This window comes from Sorangium sp. So ce693, assembly GCF_051521375.1.
Taxonomy (GTDB): domain Bacteria; phylum Myxococcota_A; class Polyangia; order Polyangiales; family Polyangiaceae; genus Sorangium; species Sorangium atrum.
In genome coordinates, this window is record NZ_CP150347.1 from 2,778,202 (window position 1) to 2,797,440 (window position 19,239).

Sequence of the window (19,239 nt, forward strand, 5' to 3'; positions counted from 1 at the left end):
GGCAGTGATTCACGGGCTGCCATGGGCCAGCGCGCCAGCCGTCGGGCGGCGGGGCGTACCCGGGCGGCGAATACCCCGCCTGTGGCATGCTCTTCACGCCGGACGGAGGCTGAGATGCTACGCCCCCCGCCTCGCCCGCAGGCTGCACGGGCGGGGCGGCGCCAGCAGCCGGCGGCACGACGACCGGCGGCGCCGTGGTCGAGTCCGCCGCTGCAGGCCGAGACGGTGCCGGCGAGATCTGCGGCGCGGAACCGGGCGGCGGTTCCGTCGCGCCCGCCTGACCCAGCGCCAACACCAGGGCCGCTGCGCAGCAACCCCCTAGTCCATCGCGCACCCTGATCGTCACCTCGCCGCTCCTCTCTCTTCTCTGCTCCTCTTCTGTTACCCCCAAGCGCGCAACGTTTGTGCTCGAATGCGGGTCGCATTCATGCTCATGAGGCGAGCGAGCCCGGAGGACCGAAGGCCCTCGCGGCGTCGTTCAGGTCGCTCGCGCTTGCCATCGGTGGCCTCCGGGCACAAGAGGTAGGCCGTCCCGACCTGCACGCCGGCCGCACCGAGCGCCATGGCGGCTGCGACACCCCGCGCGTCCGCGACGCCGCCCGCGGCGATGACGGGGATCTTCACGGCGTCCACGATCTGGGGCACCAGCGCGAAGGTGCCGAGCTGGACGCTGAGATCGTCGGACAGGAAGCTGCCGCGATGACCGCCCGCCTCAATGCCCTGGGCGATGACCGCATCGACGCCGCGCGCCTCCAGCCAGCGCGCCTCGTCGACCGTCGTCCCAGCGGACAGGATCTTTGCGCTCCAGCCGCGCATCCGCGAGAGCAAAGCCTACGAGGGCAGGCCGAAGTGAAAGCTCACCACGGCAGGCCTGAACTCGTCGAGCACATCCGCGGCCTCATCGCTGAAGGGCAATCGGCCGGGGCCGGTCGGGATGGCGCTCGCATCGACGCCGACCTCGGCGAAGTACGGCAAGAGTCGGGCACGCCAGATCGCTTCTTGCTCGGCGTTGGGCTCGGGTCGCGTGTGACAGAAGAAGTTCACGTTGAACGGCTTCGTTGTCTGCGCTCGGATGGCTGCCAGCTCCTTGCACAGGGCGTCCGGGCCCAGCACGGCGCCCGGCAGCGAACCGAGCCACCAGCGCTCGAGACGGCGACCGCGAGCGCGCTGTCCTGCACGCCGGCCATGGGTGCCTGGATGATGGGGAAATCGATTCCAAGGAGCTTTTGCAGCGTCGTCATGAGAATCTCCGGCTCCACTGCTGGGGCAGTGTCCAGCTGTTTGTCTTCTTTCCGCCCAACGTCTTGCCGGTGTGCCGCAGCGCGGAGCGCCGTCGGCACCCGCAGCGTGTTCAGTATGCGCCGCCGCGCCGACTCACGGGTACCGTTTTCGGCGCAATAGTAACGTACGCAGGCGAGCTCGGCCCTCACCGTTCATGTCCAGAAGCTGGACTGTGGCGCGCCCCTCGGCCATCAGCCCTTGAATGACATCCTCAATCGCGATCGGGAAGTGCTCGCGCCAAGAGTGACGCCTGGGGTGATACAGCGCCACGAGGAGCCCTGTCATCGCTTCCTCCAGTACGGCCACCCGCTGCCGCGAGGAGGCGGCGACGGGACTCTGGCCATGGGATGGGCGTCACCGTTCCCGCATCGACATCGTCCAGGCGGCGCTTGATCTCGTCCGTCCAGGCTTCCTCGACATCATCGCCGTCTGCGTCGACTTGGTCCAGGCTCTGGAGCAGTTCGGCTGCCAGAGCAGCCCGCGCCTTGCCAGGCAGGCGTAGCGCAGCAGCCAGCACGTCTTCCAGGTCGCTCGGCATGCCCGGAGCCTACCACACGGCACGCCGGTACGGCGAGCCGTGCGCCCTGGCCTACGCTCCCGCAGCCATCAGGACCGGCGCGAACCAGCCAGCCGGGGCCGGGGCTGGCGGGGCGAGCAGCGAGGCTCTCATCAAGGGGCAGCGCCGCACCGGGGATGCTGAAATCCAGGTTCCGTGCGGACTTCGGCCTTCTCTAACTCCTCCGCCCAACGGATTGGCGATAATCCGCCTGCGACCGACCGTGTCGAAGGCGAGGGAGGACGAGCGTCGGGTTCATTGCCTCGTTAGACCAGCTTTCTCTCGATGGCGATCCAGCGCAGGCTTACTCGGGTAAAGCGCTCGATCCCGTGGCTGGCGGAGTGGCGTGCCAGCAAGAGATGCGTAATCGGAGCCGGTAAGTGCCTTTGCTGTGATCACGCTCATGCTCTCCGTGTCGACTGCAAGCAGGCCAAGGTCAAAGAGAGTGTGGATGTCCGTGCGCAACAGTAGTCCGTTCTGAGGGTGATTCGTGTCTGGGCCCTGGTAGGCGATGATGTGGGCCGCGTCCAGTAACGCCAGGAGAGCACATCCGGCGACGGCACAGCAGCCGTCGTACGCTTCAATCAGCTTCCGCCGAAATGCTGGCTGCCCCCGTCTTCGAACAATCGCGCTTATGGTCTTCGCGCGGGCGTCCTGTACTCCCGCGGGATCGAACTCACCGGTCGCGTCGACTGCTGTGGCCTCGGCGGCGACCAGGTCCTCGCCCTGTGCCGGGCGGCAGTCACGGCAGATGTTCACAGTGACTCCGTGGTTGATGGCCCACGCTCGAAGCGCGTCGATGTTGAGTGCGCACGCCTTCCTCTTCCGAACGAGGTCGCCGCCGGTGCCATCGCTCTCCCAGGTGGAGTTCCCGAGGTGCTGACACTCTGTGCGATGCAGCTTGCCCGATGTCGTCGTGAGGCAGTTCAGCAGGAAGCCATCCGGGTTCTCGCTGCGCCAGCGTTGTAACCGCGCGTGAGCATCGGGCTGTTCACGGTAGAAGAATACGTTCACCATCGTCATGGGCCCATCCATAGTAGCAGGCGGCTGCTCGGTCTAACGTCGCAACCCATGCGCTTTCACGGCGGCAAGCACGTACGGCAGGGGAACAGGAGGAGCGGGGCTGGGAGCATCTCGCAGACTCTATCCGACGACGCGACGGTCGTCACGACGGGAATGGATTGTCAGGCCGCGGCGAGCGCACTGACCATGACGTAATACCCATCAGGATCACGGAGCGCGAATTCGCTGGTGCCGGTATTGGGGTTCAAGCGGGGTTCCTCTTCCAGTTGATCGACAAGGGCGCGTGCCCGAAGCAGCGTCTCATTGAAGTCGTCCACACGAAAGAACAAGAGTAGTCCATTGCCAGGTTGAGCATGATCGGGGCTGGTCAGCGGTGGATGCTCGTGGGCTCCCCACTGGTGAAGGCAAAGCAGCACCGTTCCATCGGTGTCTAGTATTTGCCCGAAATCATCATGGGCGGGATTCGTTTCCAGTTGACCAAACAGCGACTGATACCACTTGAAGCTACGAGCAACATCCGCAACACCGATGATTGTCCACGTGCGTTTCATGGCTTCCTCCTGCGGCCTAACGTCGGCCGATGAGCCGCGGGCGCCCGTCGGATTTACCGGCAGGCTGGGCGGCGTCAGCGTGCACCTGGGAATGCACCCGCGAGTCGTCGCGTGAGATCGGCCGCTGGCACTGCCTTACACCCGCTGGCGTTTTGCCCCGCCCAGAGCGGCGAGAAGTCGCCGCTGCCCTGGCTTTCGGCCTTGGCCCGCAGGGGCGCGATGGCCGACGTCGCCAAGGGAAAAGCTGGCACGGCGTCGCTCATCGGCCCCAGCTCCCTGATGACGCGGTTCACGATGCCCCGAGCGGGTCGCCCGGTGAACAGGTTGGTGAGCGCCGTGGTGCGGGCTGCGTCGCTCTCGAGGGCCGCGCGATGCACCCTGCTCGTGGTGGCCTCGGGGCACAACAGGTACGCCGTCCCGATCTGTACGCCGGCCGCACCGAGGGCCATGGCGGCCGCGACACCCCTCGCGTCCGCGATGCCGCCCGCGGCGATGACGGGGATCTTCACGGCGTCCACGATCTGCGGCACCAGCGCGAAGGTGCCGAGCTGGACGCTGAGATCGTCGGACAGGAAGCTGCCGCGATGACCGCCCGCCTCGATGCCCTGGGCGATGACCGCGTCGACGCCGCGCGCCTCCAGCCAGCGCGCCTCGTCGACCGTCGTCGCAGAGGACAGGATCTTCGCGCCACAGCGGCGCACCCGCGAGAGCAGAGCCTCCGAGGGCAGGCCGAAGTGAAAGCTCACAACAGCAGGCCTGAACTCGTCGAGCACGCCAGCGGCCTCATCGCTGAAGGGCAATCGGCCGGGGCCGGTCGGGATGGCGCTCGCATCGACGCCGAGCTCAGCGAAGTACGGCGAGAGCCGGGCACGCCAGATCGCTTCTCGCTCGGCATCGGGCTCGGGCCGCGTGTGACAGAAGAAGTTCACGTTGAACGGCTTCGTTGTCTGCGCTCGGATGGCTGACAGCTCCTTGCGCAGGGCGTCCGGGCCCAGCACGGCGCCGGGCAGCGAACCGAGCCCACCAGCGCTGGAAACGGCGACCGCGAGCGCGCTGCCCTGCACGCCGGCCATGGGTGCCTGGATGATGGGGAAATCGATTCCAAGGAGCTTTTGCAGCGTCGTCATGGGAATCTCCATGATCCACGCCCGAGGCAGAGTCCAGTTTTTGTCCACATCCGCCCGACGTGCCGGTCTGCCGCGGACGCGCAGCGCGGCCGTCGGTACCAGCGGCGGGTTGGGCGGCCGGAGTCAGTTGCCGCCATTCGCGGTGCGCCGCGGCGAGTCGTCTGGAGTGGCTGGGTTGAGCGCCATCGCCATGGCGGACGCGGCTTCCATCATCGTTGCCAGACCGCGCGCTTGGGCCGCAGCGGCCGCTGCAGACGCGCGGGCGTCTGCGACGGATCGCTCGGCGTACCACTGATCTCTGGCGTCCTTCGCGAGCCGAATGGCCGCGTCGATGCGGCGTAGTTCCCGAACGACTTGGTTGACGTGGTTGGCGAGGTACTCCAGCTCGGCACGCTTCCGAGCAACGGCACGTTCGTGCTCCGTTGCGGCTGCGCGCCTCTCCGCTTCGGATGCCGCTGCGGCATCCCCGCCTACCAGAGCCCATTTCGCCTGCGCACGCCGGTCCGGCGCCGCGCCAGCTTCATGCTCGAGCGCCTTCAACGCGCGCTGATAATCTGCTTTCAGTACTGCTAGATTCTTCTTCGCTTCCATCAGCGCGGACTCGGCTCCGAGCACCATCACATTGATGGTGGACAAGGCATGACCGGCGGCGCCGGACTGGATGAACTTGCGGATTCGAAAGCGCGCTTCAGCGTAACGGACAATGTCGGTCGCCGCGGACTTCAAGGCGCGCGCTTCCTTCTGGAGTCTGCGCATCAGCTCGATCATGCGATGTCCTCATGTTCTCTTCGTTGCGTCACGACGCTCCACGGGCATGGCACCGTGAGGCCATAGGCCCGCCCAACCATCCGTCAATCGATCAGCCGAAACCTCCGGACCAAATCTGTCTAGCTCGTCGCCTTTTGTTGCCTCTCTCCACGGAAAATCTCACGGATCGGTGCTACGCCGCAAGGCTCGAATGCTGTCCAGCGCCATAGGGTAGATCGGTCCAGGACCGGTGGCAGTCGCCGCCTTTCCGGGGCCGGTGGCGCCTGGGGGGAGGGGCGCGGCGGGCGCGCAGCCAGAGGCGTCGTGCCGCATCGCGCCTGGAGGACACGGCGCGGCCCCCTCATCAGGAGGTCGCAGGACATCTATCAATCCGCTCCATGATCCGACGATTCATCGGTCAGAATGGTTTTGTACGGGCTATCCTCCCATGGGAAGATATGGGTCGTTGGGGACTTCCCCGTTGCTCAGGGAACCCTCTCGACCGTGGCCCCACAGCCCGAGCGGCTCGCGACGCAGAAGGTGCCGCGGAGGCCGCGGGCGGGGCGGCGCCAGCAGCCGGCGGCACGACGACCGGCGGCGCGGTGGTCGATTCCGCCGCCGCAGGCCGAGACAGTGGTGTGCCAGCGGCTACACTGCGCGGCCCGTGGACTCCGTGATGGACCGCATCGAGGCGATGGTCGCCTGGTTCCGGCAGCGCCGGTGGGCGCACCTCGCCGTGGTGAACCTGCGCATCCTGATCGGCTTCGCGTTCCTGCCGGCGGGGCTGAAGAAGATCCTCGGCGAGCCGTTCACGGATCCGGGGAATCGCGGCCCGTTCCACGAGTTCTTGCACGCGTTCCACGCGACCGGGCACTTCTACACGTTCGTGGGCGTGGTCCAGCTGGTGGCCGCGACGCTGCTCATGACGCAGCGGTTCGCGACGGCCGGCGCATTCATGGCGCTGCCGGTGACGGGCGCGATCCTGGCGTTCTGCTGGAGCACGGCGGTCGTCCCGACGGCGACGGTCGTCACGCTGATGTTCGCGGGCCTGGTCGGGCTGGCGCTGTGGGACGTCGAGCGGTGGCGCGGCGTCCTCGACGCGCCGGACGCCACGCCGCGGGCCGCGCGCGCCTCGTCACCAGCACCGATCGACCTGCGGCTGTGGAGCCTGTGCGGGGCGGCCATCCTGGTGGCGTACCTCGCGACGTGTCTGCTCAGCGGCGGCATCTACCGGCCGCGCGGGCCCGCGTTCGACGAGCCGGGGTTCTACGTGCTGATGGCGCTGCCGTTGTTCCCGATCGTGACCGCGCTCATCGATCGTCGCCGGCGCGCGGGGCGCTGACCGTGCCGCAGTAGAGTGCCCATGCAGCGGTGTCATGCGCCGGCGGCACCCTCCAGCGCCACGACGATGTCGCCGAGCGGCGCAGCGAGGTGGAGCCACGCCTCGCCGCCCACGCGCAGCACGGCGAGCACGTCGTCCGCCCGGCCGCGGAACGCGCCCAGCGAGCGGGCCGGGCCGCCCTCGTCGACCGCGAGCACGGCCGCCTCGTCGTCAGCGCGCACCACGACGACGAGCACACCCGGTTCGGTCGCGCCCAGCCAGACAGGGCGGCCGCCGAGCGCGACGTTCCGGGGAGAGCCGCGCTTCGGCACCTCGTGCAGGAGCCCGCGCGGAACGTCGCAGCCCCAGAACGAGCGCAGCCGCAGGGCGGCCGGCAGCCGGCCGCCGAAGGCCTCGTAGGCGTCGCAGGCGTCGTAACCGGGGTCGAGCGGGAGCAGATCGGCGTCGTTCGGGACGAGGCGGGCGAGCGCCGCGTCGCGCGCCTCCGTGAAGCGCCAGAGGGCGCGTCGCAGGCGGCCGGATGGCCAGTTGAAGAGCGGGCCGAGGCGGGAGCGGTCCTCTCCGCCTTCCACCGAGATGCTGTGCACGCCGCTGCGCCGGAGAAAGAACAAGCTGCCCTCGCGAGCGGCGAGCGGGCTCCCGGGGGCGAGGAGCCTGGCCAGCTCGGTGGCGCCATGGCCTCTCTCCAGCCGCGCGAGCTCATGACCATCGATGCCGAATGCGCGGGCACCATCCGTGCAAAGGCGATTGAACCGCCCCCCCGACGACGCCGCGACAAGCTTGGTTCCCGGCGGGGCGAGGTCGCCCTCGCCGAACAACAGGCGCCTGGCGCGAACGATGTTCTCCTGAGCGCCGGAGTCCCGAGCCGCGGCCAGGAGCGCCTCGCGCACCTCCAGCGGCATACGCTGCTCGATCCCCCATCGCGCGCGCCAGGTGATCTGCTCGACCAAGAACCTCGTGATCCCTGTGCGCGCCGCGGCGGGCACACCCGCGAGCGCTGCCTCGAACACCACGTGGGCACCGATGCTGCGAAGCATCGCCTCAGGCACCGCCTCGAAGGCATACGCCTCGTCCCAGCGACCCCGGCGCGCGCCGTACCAGGCACCGAGCGCCCAGGCCATCTCGGTCGGCTCGCCCCGGGCTGCGCGCAAGGCTCCCAGGGCCGCGCCATACGCCTCGGCGTCGAGCACGGCACGCCCCTCCTGCCAGAACGCATCCACGTACCGGCGGAGCTCCGGCGGCGCGGCGGCACGCCAGGTGTCGAGCACGCGATCGATGTCAGCCTGGTTCGGCGGCGGAGAAGGCGCTGTGGGCCACACTGCCATGAGCTACGTCTGATGGCCCGACTTCTCCGTGATCGTGTCCATTCCCAGCGCGGTCACCTTGGCCATCGCTGCAGACCTCCTGGAGGGCAGGGTACATGACCTCCGGAGCGAGCAGAGAGGGAACTCCGATGCGCAGGCCTGCCTGCGAGGAGGTGCGGGCGACGGCGCCGGGCGGCGTGCCGAGCTGGCCGCGCCGCCGCCCTGAACGGCACGACGACCTACAAGGGGAGCCGCTCCGGCAAGCTGGGCCTGCCCGACCACGAGAACGACGTCGGCCATCGAGCGCGGAGGGGACGGCGGTCTCGTGGCTGCATCTCCTCCACGGAGTGACCGTCGACAGGATCCACGGGTGATCGAACGGATCCTCGATCCTGGCCGCACGGTGGCCTTCGCCCGGGAGCACGACGGCGCGGCGCCTTCTTTCGCCAGCCGCCTTCGCTGCTATCTTGAGCCACATGCGCCACGCCTTCTTCCTCGCTTGCATCGCCGCCTCGCTGATGCCCGCCGCGTGCACCTCCCTCTCGATAGGCTCCAGCAACGGCGAACAGGCGGCCGGTGGATCGCCGGGGGGCGCCGGAGGGCAGGGCGGCGCCGGAGGGCAGGGCGGCGCCGGAGGGCAGGGCGGCGCCGGAGGGCAGGGCGGCGCCGGAGGGCAGGGCGGCGGGCAAGGGGTTTGCCTGGGCGGAGACGGGAGCGATGGGAGTTGGAGCCGTCTGTTGCTCAGCCAGGGAGAGTGGGACTCGGGCGAGGGCGTCGTGCCTGCCGCCCTCGTGCCCAATGCCGTCGTGGTGGACGCCGCCGGCAATACCGTCGTCGTCGGGGTCTTCTCCGGCGCCCTCCAGGTCTGCGGCGAGCAGGTTTCCGCCACCTCGGAGTACGACCTGAATTGCTTCATCACCAAGCTCGACGCGGCCGGCGAGCATCTCTGGACCCACCGCTTCGACGATCCTGTAGGCTTCTATGACTGCTCCGTGGTGGCCGTCGATGGCGAGGGAAACATCGTCTTTGCCGGCCTCGGTCCGCGGGTGATCGGGCTCGATCCTGCGGGGACCGTGCAGTGGCAGCAGGCCATCCCCGGGTATGGGACCATCACGGCTTTGGCCCTCGATCCGGCGGGGGACCTGGTCATCGCCGGCGTGTTCCGGGAGGACGTCGATCTCGGCGCCGACCCGATGACCACGACCGGCTACGATGATCGAGACGTCGTCGTGGCCAGGCTCGACCCGGCCGGGGTCGCGCTGTGGAGCCGCGACCTGGGCAGCTACGACGATCTGCGGGCCTCCGCGGTGGCCGTCGACGACGCAGGCTCGATCCTGGTCGCGGGCAGCCTGTTGGGCACGATCGAGGTCGGATCCACCGCGCTGACCAGCGCCGGGGACGCAGACGCTCTCCTCGTCCGCCTCGACGCGGCGGGCAACCCGGTCTGGGGCGCGCGCTACGGCGACGCCGGAGCGCAGAGCCTGACCGGCGTCGCCCTCGACGCGGCCGGCGACGTCGTGATCTCGGGCTCCTTCAAGGGGAGCATCGAGCTCGGCGGCGGTCCGCTCTCGCCGTCCAGCAGCTCGGGCGTGACCAGCAGCTTCGTCGCGAAGCTCGACCTCGCCGGCGCGCACCTGTGGAGCCGGGGCTATGGGGGGCCGTACGATTGGCGGATGAGCAGCATGGCCGTGGACACCAGCGGGAACGTGCTGCTCGCCGGCCAGGTCAAAAACCCGCGCGACTCGCCGTACGATTACTATGGTGACGCGCTGATCGCGAAGTTCGACCCGGCGGGCCGGCTGCTATGGGAGCGGACGTACGGGAACAGGATCCAGACGCAGGTGGCGACGGGCGTCGCGGTCGATGCGACCGGGCATGTGGTCGTCGCCGGCTTCGTGGATGGCACGATCGACTTCGGCCACGGCCCGCTCTCCAATCCGACCAACCGCAGCGGCTTTGTCGTCAGGCTGGCGCCCTGAGGCCCAGGCGCGGGCTCCGATGCGTCTTATCTCAGCCTGGAGCCGTACTACGCGATGGCGACGCTCGCCCGTTGGGCGGGTGTGCCCCTATCGCTCGTGACGGCGCAGCCCCTGCGCGCTGCCCCCCTGCGCCCTCCGGACACCCTGCGCCGGCGATTCGCTCCCTGAGCCTGCCGCTCTGAACTCCTACTCACACCGGAACAAGCCGCGGCTCACCTCACACCCTGTGAAAAGCGCCCTCACGAGAGCGGAGCTAGCGAGTCCAGCGCACGAAGAGCGGGCTCGTCCAGACCTTGGCGTCACCGATCTCGCGCCCGAAGAGGTACACGGGATAGGCGGGCGCTTGCCCATCGAGCGCCGGTGGTGGAGCGCTCCAGGGCAGCGTCAGCTCGCCCGTGAGCTCCAGCGGCAGCACCGCGTCCGTCACGCGCTCGACCGCGACGAAGAGGCCCTCGCCGCCGAGATCGAAATGAACCCGACCCTCGTCGAGCAACGCGCCTCCATGCACTTCGAGCTGCGCCGCCTCTCCCCAGGGCTGGCCATCGAAGCCGCTCACGCGCACGTCGAGCGTGAGCCGGGCGTCCCGCAGCGAGATCAGCCGGAGATCGAGCTCGTCCGCGTCGCCGTGGGTGGTGCTCCGCACCTCGAAGCGCCCGTCGGACAGCGCACTCACGCTCTCCTCGGGGTGCTCGAAGCCGCGCGCCGTCCAGTCTTCGACGGCCGTGCCGCTCACTCGCAGCGACAGCGCGTAGGTGGCCCAGCGATAGCGATCGCGCACGCGCGCGCCGCCCCAGCGCACGCGCAACCGGTTCGCGGCGTAGCCGAGCTCGCGGTGCAGGTCGCGCTCCCAGACCACGCCTCGGTGATCTTTGAGCGCGACGTACTCCCACCCCGAGTGCCCGAGCACCCGGTAACGCACGGGCAGCGGCCCCGCGTGCTCGAGCTCGTCGCCCTGCACGTGCGCTCCCGACCCCACGAGCGCGACGTTGCGCTCGCCGGTAGTTGCCCACGTTCGGCGCTGGCGCAGGGCCAGGCCGATGGCGGCGCGGTCGAGCGCCGGGCTGAGCACGCCGGTGAGGCCGCCGCGCACGCCGAAGATCGAGGCGCCCGGGGCGCCCCCGCCCGGTCGCCCGCGGTGCTCGTCGCCGGAGGCGCTGGCGCCGAGCCGGTAGCCGCGGGCGAGCGCTTCCGAGAACAGCCACTCGAAGTGCCCCCAGGACGACGATAGCTCGCACAGCCGCTCGAGCTCCGGGTGATGGTAGTCGAGGCTCGCGCGGCGACCGCCCACGTGAGGGATCAAGAGAAAGCGCTCCGGCGCGTCCTGGTACGCCGCGTAGAGCGCCGTGAGCGGCCAGCGGCCGGGCTCCGGCGCCGCCCCGCGCATGTGCTCGTGCCACTCGAACGAGCGCAACGACCTGCCGGTCGCGTCGTTCGGGAAACGCACCTCGTCGGAGAGGAAGACGACGTTGTGGTCTCCTCCCACGGCGCTGTTGCCGCACCACTCGGTGCCCGGGAAGCACACGAAACGGCCGTCCGCGTGGAAGCGCGCGATGTCGGCCAGCGCCGAGGTCCAGTCGCGATCCGTGATCTGGAAATCGTTCACCGTGTAGCCGAGCACGTCGAGCCCGGCGAGGTCACGCGCAAAGCTCAGGTTGGAGGCGGTGGAGTTGGTGCCAACGGTGTCGTGCGCGTGCACGTGCAGGTCGGCGAAGTACGGGCGCTCGCTGGGCAGCTCGCCAATCGAGAGCGGAACGGACGAGACCCATGTCTCCTTTCCGCTGTCGACGCGCACCTCCAGCCGGTGGTCGCCCGCCTCCGAAGGCCGGACCCCGTGCCGAAGCGCGCGCGCGCCGGCCACCCAAGTCACCGTCTCGCTCGCCGTCTCGCTCGCCGCCGCGCCGCCCCGTAGCGAGAAGCTCACCCGGGCATCCGCGAGCGCGCACGGGTTGCCCCAGGCGTCGTCGAGCCGCACCACCACCGGCGCGCTCACGCCGGGCCGAGCCGCGCGCGGCGTGAGCACCCGCAGCGCGTGCGGGGGTCCGGCAGCGACGCGGAGCACGATGTCGCCGGGGACCGCCGCCAGCCGCGACGTGCCTGTCACGTCCACGTACGCGCGGAACCTGAACGCGTCCTCCACGAACGTCTGCACGCGCGTGCCGGCTCCGCCGTGCGAGCGATCCCCGAGGCGCACCTCGATGCGATCACCGGGGCGCGCGAAGCCGTCGACGAGGTCCACGATGACCGCCTTCTGGTACGGGCGCTCGTGCCCCTTGGTGTCGTACTTGACGGCGAGGCGCCGGAGCGTCGCCGGGCTCTCGCCGGGGAAGCTCGCCCTCGGAACGAAGCGCGCGCTCACGTAGTCGCGCGCTCGCGGCTCGTGCGTCTGCAGCTCGCCCCAGTCCGAGTAGAACTTGAACGTGATCTTCAGCCGGCCGCTGTCGGCGATGCCCGAAGCGCCGACCTCGTACACAAGGAGGATCTCTTCCACGGCCCCTGCGCGCACTTCGCCGGTCGATGCGCTGAGCGAGCCGAGGAACGGCAATCCCGCGAGATACGCTTCGAGCCCCTCCGGGGCAATCACGGTGGTCGCCACGGCTCAGTACACGAACACGGCGCGGTTCTTCGTCAGCCCGAAGTCGACGAGCTCCTGCGCGCGCCGATCGGCGAAGGCCCTGAGCTCGGGCGAGACCGCGACCGACAGCTGCTTGCCCGCGGCATACAGCGGGTTCTCGGCCGAGATCTGCTGCACGAGCGAGGGCTCGAGGCGCAGATCCTCGGCGAACCACTCCGCCGTCCGCTGAGGGTTCGCCGCCACGAACTGCGCTGCTTCCTGGATCGCCGCCACCAGTCGCTCGCGCACGCCGGGATGCTCCGCGAGGAACTCGGTGCGTGCGATGGCCCAGAGGTGATGCGGCCAGCGCTGGATCACCCGCGCGCCCTTCTGGCTGAACTTGAGCAGCTGAGGCTGGCGCAGCAGCACCGCGTCCGCCTGCCTCTGCTCGAGCGTGGCGGGCTGCGCGTTCGGCGGCACGTTGACGAGCGTGACGTCTGCCGCCGGGTTCAGCCCGGCCTCCCGCAGCGCCGCGAGCAGATCGACCTGTGAGTCCGTGCCGAAGGCGACGGCGATTGTCTTTCCCCTCAGATCCGCGAGCGACCGCGCCGGGCTGTCGGCGGGCACGACCAGGCCGTGGCCAGACTCGCCCACGGCGGCGATCACCGTCACCGCGCCCGGTTGCTTGGACAGGTACGTGGCCGTGGGCACGAGCGACGTGAACGCGACGTCGAGGCTCCTGGAGACCAGGGCCTCGATCTGCGGCGGCCCGTACTGGAAGAAGGCGGCCTGCACCGCGATGCCGTGCCCTTTGCCGATGTCCGTCTTGCCCAGGACCTTCGCGATCTCGCCGTGCAGCGCGGTGGCATAACCTACGCGCACGGCCAGCGGCTGGGCGCTCGGGGCCCGGGGCCACGCGAGCGCCAGCGCGATGGCCGTCAGCGCCGTCAGCGCGGCGATCCAGCCGAACCTCCTCACTCCTCGACTCATGATGTTCTCTTCGTCTCGCTTCGTTCGAAGGACCTTCAGTCCGCCTTCTTCCAAGGGAAGATCCAGGCTTCCAGGCTGCCGAGCACGCACGTCATCAACGCCCCGATGATGGCGATCATCGACATGCCGACGAACACGCGCGGCGTCTCGAGCTGGAGCCGGTTCAGCTCGATCATGTGTCCCAGCCCGGAGCGAGCGGCGACCAGCTCCGCGGTCACCACGGCCATCCACGACTGACCGAGGCCGATCTTGAGGCCCGTCCACACGTGGGGCAGCGACGACGGCAGGTACACGAAGCGCAGGAGCGACAGCCGGCGCGCTCCCAGGCAGCGCGCCGCGCGCAGGTGCTGCGAGTCGACCGCGCGAGCGCCGCCGAGGGCGTTGAGGAAGATCGGGAAGAAGGCCGCGACGGCGGTGACGAAATAGCTCGGATGATCGCCGAGGCCGAACCACAGGATGGCGATGGGGACCCAGGCGATGGGCGGGATGGGGCGCAGAAGGGAGAGCACCGGCAGGAGCAGCTGGCTCAGCGAGGGAAACGACACCACGAGCAAGGCCAGAGGCACCGCCGTGAACGCCGCCAGCGAAAAGCCGCTCAGCACCCGCTTCAGGCTGGCGGCGACGTCGACGAGCAGCGTGCCGTCCTGCACGACCTCGTGAAAGCCGCGCAGCATGGCCCAGGGCGAGGGCAGCAGGATCGCGTTGTCGAGCCACAGCGACGCCGCGCCCCAGCCGCCGAACAGCAGGGCCACGCCGGCCAGCGCAAGACCCGAAGCGCGCGCCACGTCCCAGCGGAAGGGGCGCCTGGGAACGGGCACGGCGAGCGGGCTGGGCTCGGCGTCGCTCGTCACGACACGACCCTCGGGCCATCGAGCGTCTTCGATCTCACGTCGCGGATCAGCCTGACGACGATGGGAGTGCGGGGGCGCACATCCATGGCATGATCAGCCGGGGCACGCGCGGAGATGAGGACGAGGGACATCAAATGGTTTTCGATCGTGAGACGAAGTCCGACAACGCAATCCCACACCACCGGCGCCGCTCACGCGCGCTCGGCCAGGCGCGAACGTCGGCCGCGCGAACACTGAATCGACTGGTGATCGCACAGGGATCGCACAGGACGTGCCAATGGCAAAAAATCGCATACGACCGGCGATTTTGCCGTCGCCGTGAGGAGACGCTGCTGCCAGAGCAGCAGCGGATCAGCAACGTTGCTGCTCTGGCAGCAGTACGGAGACCGAGAGACAGGCGGCGTGGGCCGAGCGCCGGTCACCGGATCATCCAAGGCCGGGTGAGGTCGCGCTGTCGCCGCGAGCCGGAGAACGACACAACACGAGACGATCCAGATAGACGGTTGCGCGCGTCCTCCGGTATGCTCTGAGCGTCCATATGGCCCGCTCCAACGCCCCGTTCTTCATCGTAGGTAACGAGCGCTCCGGCACAACGCTGCTCATGGCGATCCTGGGGCACCATAGCCGCCTCGCCGTGCCCGAGGTCGCCTGGTACTACCCGCGCTTCCGTCCCTACCTGCACACGTACGGCGATCTGAAGCAGGCGGAGAGCTTTCGCGCGCTCGTCTCCGAGATGATCTTCGGGTTGAAGACGCCGTTCTTCGGGCTGGACCTGAACCCGAGCACGATCGTGCAGGAGCTCGTCGCTCGCACCCGGCGAAACACGTTCGGGGAAGCGTATCGTGTCATCCTGGAGCGCTACGCGGACGCGGTGCAGAAGCCGCGCTGGGGCGAGAAGACACCGCACAATTTGTTCTACGTGCGCGAGATCCTCGAGGACTTCCCCGAGGCGAAGTTCTTGAACCTCGTGCGAGACGGGCGCGATGTCGCGGTGGAACAGCTCCGCTCGGCGTTCGGCCCCCGCAACGTCTACGCCGCCGCGCTGATCTGGCGCCGCTCGCAAGCCATCGCCGAGCACTGGGCGCGCACGCTTCCGAAATCGCAGTGGCTGGACGTGCGCTACGAGGAGCTCACCCGTGAGCCCGAGCGCGTGCTCGAACGGGTGGCGGAGTTCTTGGGTGAGGACCACGAGCCCGAGGTCTTCGAGTTTCACCGGGGGGAGATCGCGCGCCGGCGCGCGCAGACGCGCGACCACCGGGCCCTCGGTGGTCCGGTGTCGACGCAGTATGTCGGCCTCTACCGGCAGTACTTGAGCCTGGAGGAGCAAGGCGTGTTCGCCGCGGTCGCCGGCGACGCGCTCGGGCGCGCAGGGTACGAGGTCGGGGTGAGCCCGCGGCCAGTCTCGGACGAGGAGGCGGCGCTCTTCCTGGAGCTCGACGCCCGCATCCGCGCCGCGACCCTCGACGCGCCCGAGGGCCATATCGTGTACGAGAGCTATAATGACTGGCTCGCGGATCAGCGCGAGGAGCGCCGCCGGCGCGGCCTGTGGACGCGCGATGCCGCGCCGCGCCCGTTCGGTGCGGAGGAACCCCTCTTCGACTGGGACGAGGAGTTCGTCGCAGGCCAGCGCGCGCCTCGAAAGTGGAAGGACTACTTCGCCGTGAAGCGTCGCTATCACGGCACAGGCATCGTGCTGTGACGCAGGCGGCGGTCGATGGGGCTCTGGCAGCCGCGGGCGAGCGCGCCACCCTGGCGAAGCGCGCGGGCGGCGCCATCGAGCTTGCCGAGATATCGGTGCAGTTCGGCAAGGCCGGGCGCGAGGTCACCGCGCTCCAGCGCGTGAGCCTCACGATCGAGCCGGGGCAATTCGTGGCTGTGCTCGGGCCGTCCGGCTGCGGCAAATCGACGCTGCTGAACGTGATCGCCGGGTTCGAACGACCGCGGGCGGGCTCCGTGCGGGTCGACGGCGAGCTCGTGACCGAGCCCAGCCCTCGCCGCCCGGTGGTGTTCCAGCAGCACTCGCTGTTTCCGTGGATGACCGCGCTCGACAACGTCGCCTTTGGCCTCAAGATGGCTGGCGACGCGGCGGCGCGCGAGCGCGCGCGGCACTACCTGGCGCTCGTGGGCTTGTCGGATTTCGCCGAGCATTACCCGGAGCAGCTGTCGGGTGGCATGCAGCAGCGCGTGGGTATCGCGCGGGCGCTCGCCGTGGAGCCCGCCGTCTTGTTGATGGACGAGCCGTTCGGCGCGCTGGACGCGCAAACACGCGCGTTGATGCAGGAGCAGCTGCTCGGCCTCTGGGAGCGCTGGCGTCACACCGTCGTGTTCGTGACCCACGACATCGACGAAGCGATTTTCCTCGCCGATCGCGTGGTGGTGCTGGGGGTCAAGCCCAACGGCCTCCGGCGGATCGTCGACGTCGACGTGCCGCGGCCGCGCAGCCTGCGCGCGCGCCTCGATTCGACCTACCAGGCGTTGTATCAAGATCTCTTCGGGCTGATCCGGGACGAGAGCTCGAAGACGTTCTATGGCTCGAGGGCTGCGTCATGACGAGGGACGGGCGGCCGATGGCCGGTGTCCTCGACGCTGGCCTTCTGCGTTGTCACGTCGTCGCGCGCGCCGCGAGGTGCCGCTCGATGTGGTCTATCGCCGTGGTCACGCCGTCCTCGCCGCGGATCCGGCGCCCGAGCTCCTCGGCGCGCTCTTTCATGCCGGCGTCGGTCGCGGCGGTCCGGATCGCGGCCGCGAGCGCGTCGGCGGTGAGGCGCGGCCGCGGGATGGCGCGCGGGCCGACGCGGAGCTCCTCGACGCGGCGCCCCCAGAAGAGCTGGTCCGCGAGGTGCGGGACGACCACCGCGGGCCGCCCGGCGCGCAGGCATGCGGCCACGGTGCCGGCGCCCCCGTGGATCACGGCCGCGGCGACCCGCGGATAGAGCCAGTCGTGCGGCGCGGCGTCGATCCGGAGGATGGTGTCGGGAAGCGCCATATCGCCGAGCCCGGCCCAGCCGGAGAGCAGGACGGCGCGCTGGCCGCTCCGCGCGACCGCGTCGACGAGGAGCCTCGTCGTGGCGCCGGGATCGTGGGACGTCATGCTGCCGAAGCCGAGGGCGATCGGCGGCTCGCCCGCCGCGAGGAACCGCTCGAGCGCCTCGGGCGGCCGGTACTCTTCGCCCTCGTCGAGGAACCAGTAGCCCGTCGTGTGGTAGCTGGGCGGCCAGTCCGTCGGGTGCGGGACGACGTGGGCGCTGTAGCCGTGGACGACCAGCATGCGGCGCAGCGCGGCCATGTACGCCCGCCGATCCTGCGGCGGAAGGCCGAGCCTCTGCCGCACGCGGGCCGTCACGCCGCGGTACCAGCGCCACACCGTCGGCTCGATCAGGAGCTTGCCGAACAGGAGGTTGAGCAGGCTGTCGCGGCGCGGGACGGGGGCGGCGAGCGCGGTCGGCCCGTGGCGCGTCGCCAGGATGGAGGGCTGGAGCGGCATGCTGACCTGCACCGCGCCGGAGGCCTCGGCGATGGAGGCCGCGTACGTGTCCGAGGTGAAGCTGCTCAGGATGAGCTCGGCGCCCTCGCAGGCGCGCAGGGCGTCGTCGGCCATCTCCGCGCCGAAGCGGTCGATGATCCGCTGCAGGATCCCCGACTGGGCCATGGGGTTCGTGCCGCGCGAGACCCACTCTTTGCCGAGGTCGCTCTCCATGATGTCGACGGAGTCGACGCTCGCCGGGAGGGTGGCGAGCCCGTGCGCCTCGATCCAGGGCAGGAAGCTCTTGCCGGCGAGGACGCGGACAGCGTGGCCGCGGGCCGCGAGCGCCTTGCCGAGCGCGATCGCCGGCTGCACGTCGCCGCGGCTGCCCAGGGCGAGGACGGTGGTCTTCATGGGGCCGCCTCGCCTCAGAGCGCCTTCCAGGACGCGTCGCCCGAAGGCAGGCGCGGCGGCTCGACGGACAGGATGTAGTCGACCCGGCGGTTGCGCGGCTCGTCCACCTGGTCTGCGGTCTTCACGAGCGGCGCCGACTCGCCGAGCCCCTCGAAGGCAATGGGGAGCTTCACGCCGCGGCCCTTGAACCAGGCGGCGATCGCGCGGGCGCGCTTCCGCGACAGGGCGAGGTTGTGCTCCACGCTGCCGACCGTGTCCGTGTGGCCGACGATGAATAGCGTGATCTTGCCGAGCTCGCTGGTCTTCGCCACGACCTCCGAGATCTTCTGGAGGCTCGCCTCCAGCTTGGGCACCTCGGGAGCGCGGATGACGTCGGAGTTGGTCTCGAACTGCACCTCTTCGTGGGGGATGCTCACGTTCCAGGGGATGATCGCGATCCCCGCCCAGTACCCCTCGGTGTCGTAGCCGTACACCTCGATGCGCGCGACGGGCTCGTCGCTCGAGGGCGACCAGGTCACGGCGAGCGGCGAGCCGGCGGCGACCCCGCCGAACGGCTTCTCCTCTTCGGCCAGGATCGCGCCCGACTGTCCGAGGACCTTGATGCGCACCTTGCCGGCGGCGCGCGACAGCTTCACCTCGATCTGGCGGCCCTTGAGGTCGACCTTGGACCTGTCGATCGTCACCTCGAGCGCGGGCGGCCTCGCCGGGGCGCTCTGCGCGGGCGGGGGCGCGTGCGAGGGGCCGTCGGCGCGCGCAGCGGCGGGGGCGAGCAGGGAGGCGGCGAGGAGCACGGCCGAGGCATGGCGCATGGGGATCCCCATCTCTGGAGGGTGAGGGAAGTGGCGGGAAGACGGGACGAGTGTACCACCGAGGAGCGGGCGCGGCGCCGGCGGGGGCCGGGCGTGCTGCGTCTTCCCTGCGACCGGGCGCTCTCGCGAGCGCCGCGCCGGCGGGGGCCAGGCGCGCTGCGTCTTTCCCCGCGACCGGGCGCTCTCGCGGGCGCCGCGCCGGCTCGATGCGGCCAGCTCGGTCCGGCGCGCCGCTCCGCGTTATCATGGGC

The 19,239-nt window shown here is 69.9% G+C and carries 15 protein-coding genes and 1 pseudogene; 4 read left to right on the top strand and 12 right to left on the bottom strand.

The genetic code is table 11. From position 1 onward, the window contains the following. Positions 1-381 precede the first annotated feature (381 nt). The 6 genes and pseudogenes from WMF14_RS10720 to WMF14_RS10745 form a co-directional block, all read right to left on the bottom strand. Positions 382-1,241 (bottom strand): annotated as a pseudogene (locus tag WMF14_RS10720) (NAD(P)H-dependent flavin oxidoreductase). Positions 1,242-1,492: 251 nt separating this feature from the next. After that, positions 1,493-1,819 (bottom strand): addiction module protein, encoded by a 327-nt coding sequence (locus tag WMF14_RS10725; protein WP_437800587.1) that lies wholly within the window; start codon positions 1,817-1,819, stop codon positions 1,493-1,495. Positions 1,820-2,092: 273 nt separating this feature from the next. Then, entirely contained in the window at positions 2,093-2,860 is a 768-nt protein-coding gene (locus WMF14_RS10730; protein WP_437800589.1) for an HNH endonuclease, read from the bottom strand. Positions 2,861-3,021: 161 nt separating this feature from the next. Continuing rightward, positions 3,022-3,411, bottom strand: coding sequence for a VOC family protein (locus WMF14_RS10735; RefSeq protein ID WP_437800591.1), 390 nt, complete (start codon positions 3,409-3,411; stop codon positions 3,022-3,024). A 74-nt stretch (positions 3,412-3,485) separates the two neighbouring features. After that, positions 3,486-4,538 (bottom strand): NAD(P)H-dependent flavin oxidoreductase, encoded by a 1,053-nt coding sequence (locus tag WMF14_RS10740; RefSeq protein ID WP_437800593.1) that lies wholly within the window; start codon positions 4,536-4,538, stop codon positions 3,486-3,488. Between the two features lie 123 nt (positions 4,539-4,661). Further along, positions 4,662-5,306 (bottom strand): hypothetical protein, encoded by a 645-nt coding sequence (locus WMF14_RS10745; protein ID WP_437800594.1) that lies wholly within the window; start codon positions 5,304-5,306, stop codon positions 4,662-4,664. A gap of 655 nt (positions 5,307-5,961) precedes the next feature. On the opposite strand from WMF14_RS10745, the gene WMF14_RS10750 reads away from it, so the two are divergent. Beyond that, positions 5,962-6,627 carry a hypothetical protein gene (locus WMF14_RS10750; protein WP_437800596.1) on the top strand — a complete coding sequence of 222 codons (666 nt, stop codon included), beginning with the start codon at positions 5,962-5,964 and terminating at the stop codon, positions 6,625-6,627. 32 nt (positions 6,628-6,659) lie between these two features. Here WMF14_RS10750 and WMF14_RS10755 read toward each other — a convergent pair whose 3' ends face one another. After that, positions 6,660-7,952, bottom strand: a complete 1,293-nt coding sequence (locus WMF14_RS10755) for a hypothetical protein (RefSeq protein ID WP_437800598.1) — start codon at positions 7,950-7,952, stop codon at positions 6,660-6,662. Between the two features lie 455 nt (positions 7,953-8,407). On the opposite strand from WMF14_RS10755, the gene WMF14_RS10760 reads away from it, so the two are divergent. Further along, a complete protein-coding gene (locus tag WMF14_RS10760; protein ID WP_437800600.1) occupies positions 8,408-9,910 on the top strand; it encodes a hypothetical protein in 1,503 nt (500 codons plus the stop codon). Positions 9,911-10,163: 253 nt separating this feature from the next. On the opposite strand, the gene WMF14_RS10765 is transcribed toward WMF14_RS10760, so the two are convergent. The 3 genes from WMF14_RS10765 to WMF14_RS10775 are packed head-to-tail and all read right to left on the bottom strand — an operon-like array spanning position 10,164 to position 14,302. Continuing rightward, complete coding sequence (locus WMF14_RS10765) at positions 10,164-12,503, bottom strand: hypothetical protein (RefSeq protein ID WP_437800602.1); 2,340 nt, start codon at positions 12,501-12,503, stop codon at positions 10,164-10,166. 3 nt (positions 12,504-12,506) lie between these two features. Then, positions 12,507-13,451: an ABC transporter substrate-binding protein gene (locus WMF14_RS10770; RefSeq protein ID WP_437800604.1), complete on the bottom strand. Its 945-nt coding sequence runs from the start codon at positions 13,449-13,451 to the stop codon at positions 12,507-12,509. 35 nt (positions 13,452-13,486) lie between these two features. Then, the gene (locus WMF14_RS10775) at positions 13,487-14,302 is read right to left on the bottom strand and encodes an ABC transporter permease (RefSeq protein WP_437800606.1); all 816 of its coding nucleotides are present in this window, start codon (positions 14,300-14,302) and stop codon (positions 13,487-13,489) included. A gap of 538 nt (positions 14,303-14,840) precedes the next feature. Between WMF14_RS10775 and WMF14_RS10780 the strand changes: the two genes are divergently transcribed. Then, positions 14,841-16,001 (top strand): sulfotransferase family protein, encoded by a 1,161-nt coding sequence (locus WMF14_RS10780; RefSeq protein WP_437800608.1) that lies wholly within the window; start codon positions 14,841-14,843, stop codon positions 15,999-16,001. Further along, a complete protein-coding gene (locus WMF14_RS10785; protein WP_437800610.1) occupies positions 15,998-16,852 on the top strand; it encodes an ABC transporter ATP-binding protein in 855 nt (284 codons plus the stop codon). The genes WMF14_RS10780 and WMF14_RS10785 overlap by 4 nt, the downstream gene beginning before the upstream one ends. A gap of 52 nt (positions 16,853-16,904) precedes the next feature. On the opposite strand, the gene WMF14_RS10790 is transcribed toward WMF14_RS10785, so the two are convergent. Then, positions 16,905-18,179 (bottom strand): glycosyltransferase, encoded by a 1,275-nt coding sequence (locus tag WMF14_RS10790; protein WP_437800612.1) that lies wholly within the window; start codon positions 18,177-18,179, stop codon positions 16,905-16,907. A gap of 14 nt (positions 18,180-18,193) precedes the next feature. Beyond that, on the bottom strand, positions 18,194-18,988 hold the full coding sequence (locus WMF14_RS10795) for an OmpA family protein (RefSeq protein WP_437800614.1): 795 nt from the start codon (positions 18,986-18,988) through the stop codon (positions 18,194-18,196). Positions 18,989-19,239: the final 251 nt, after the last annotated feature.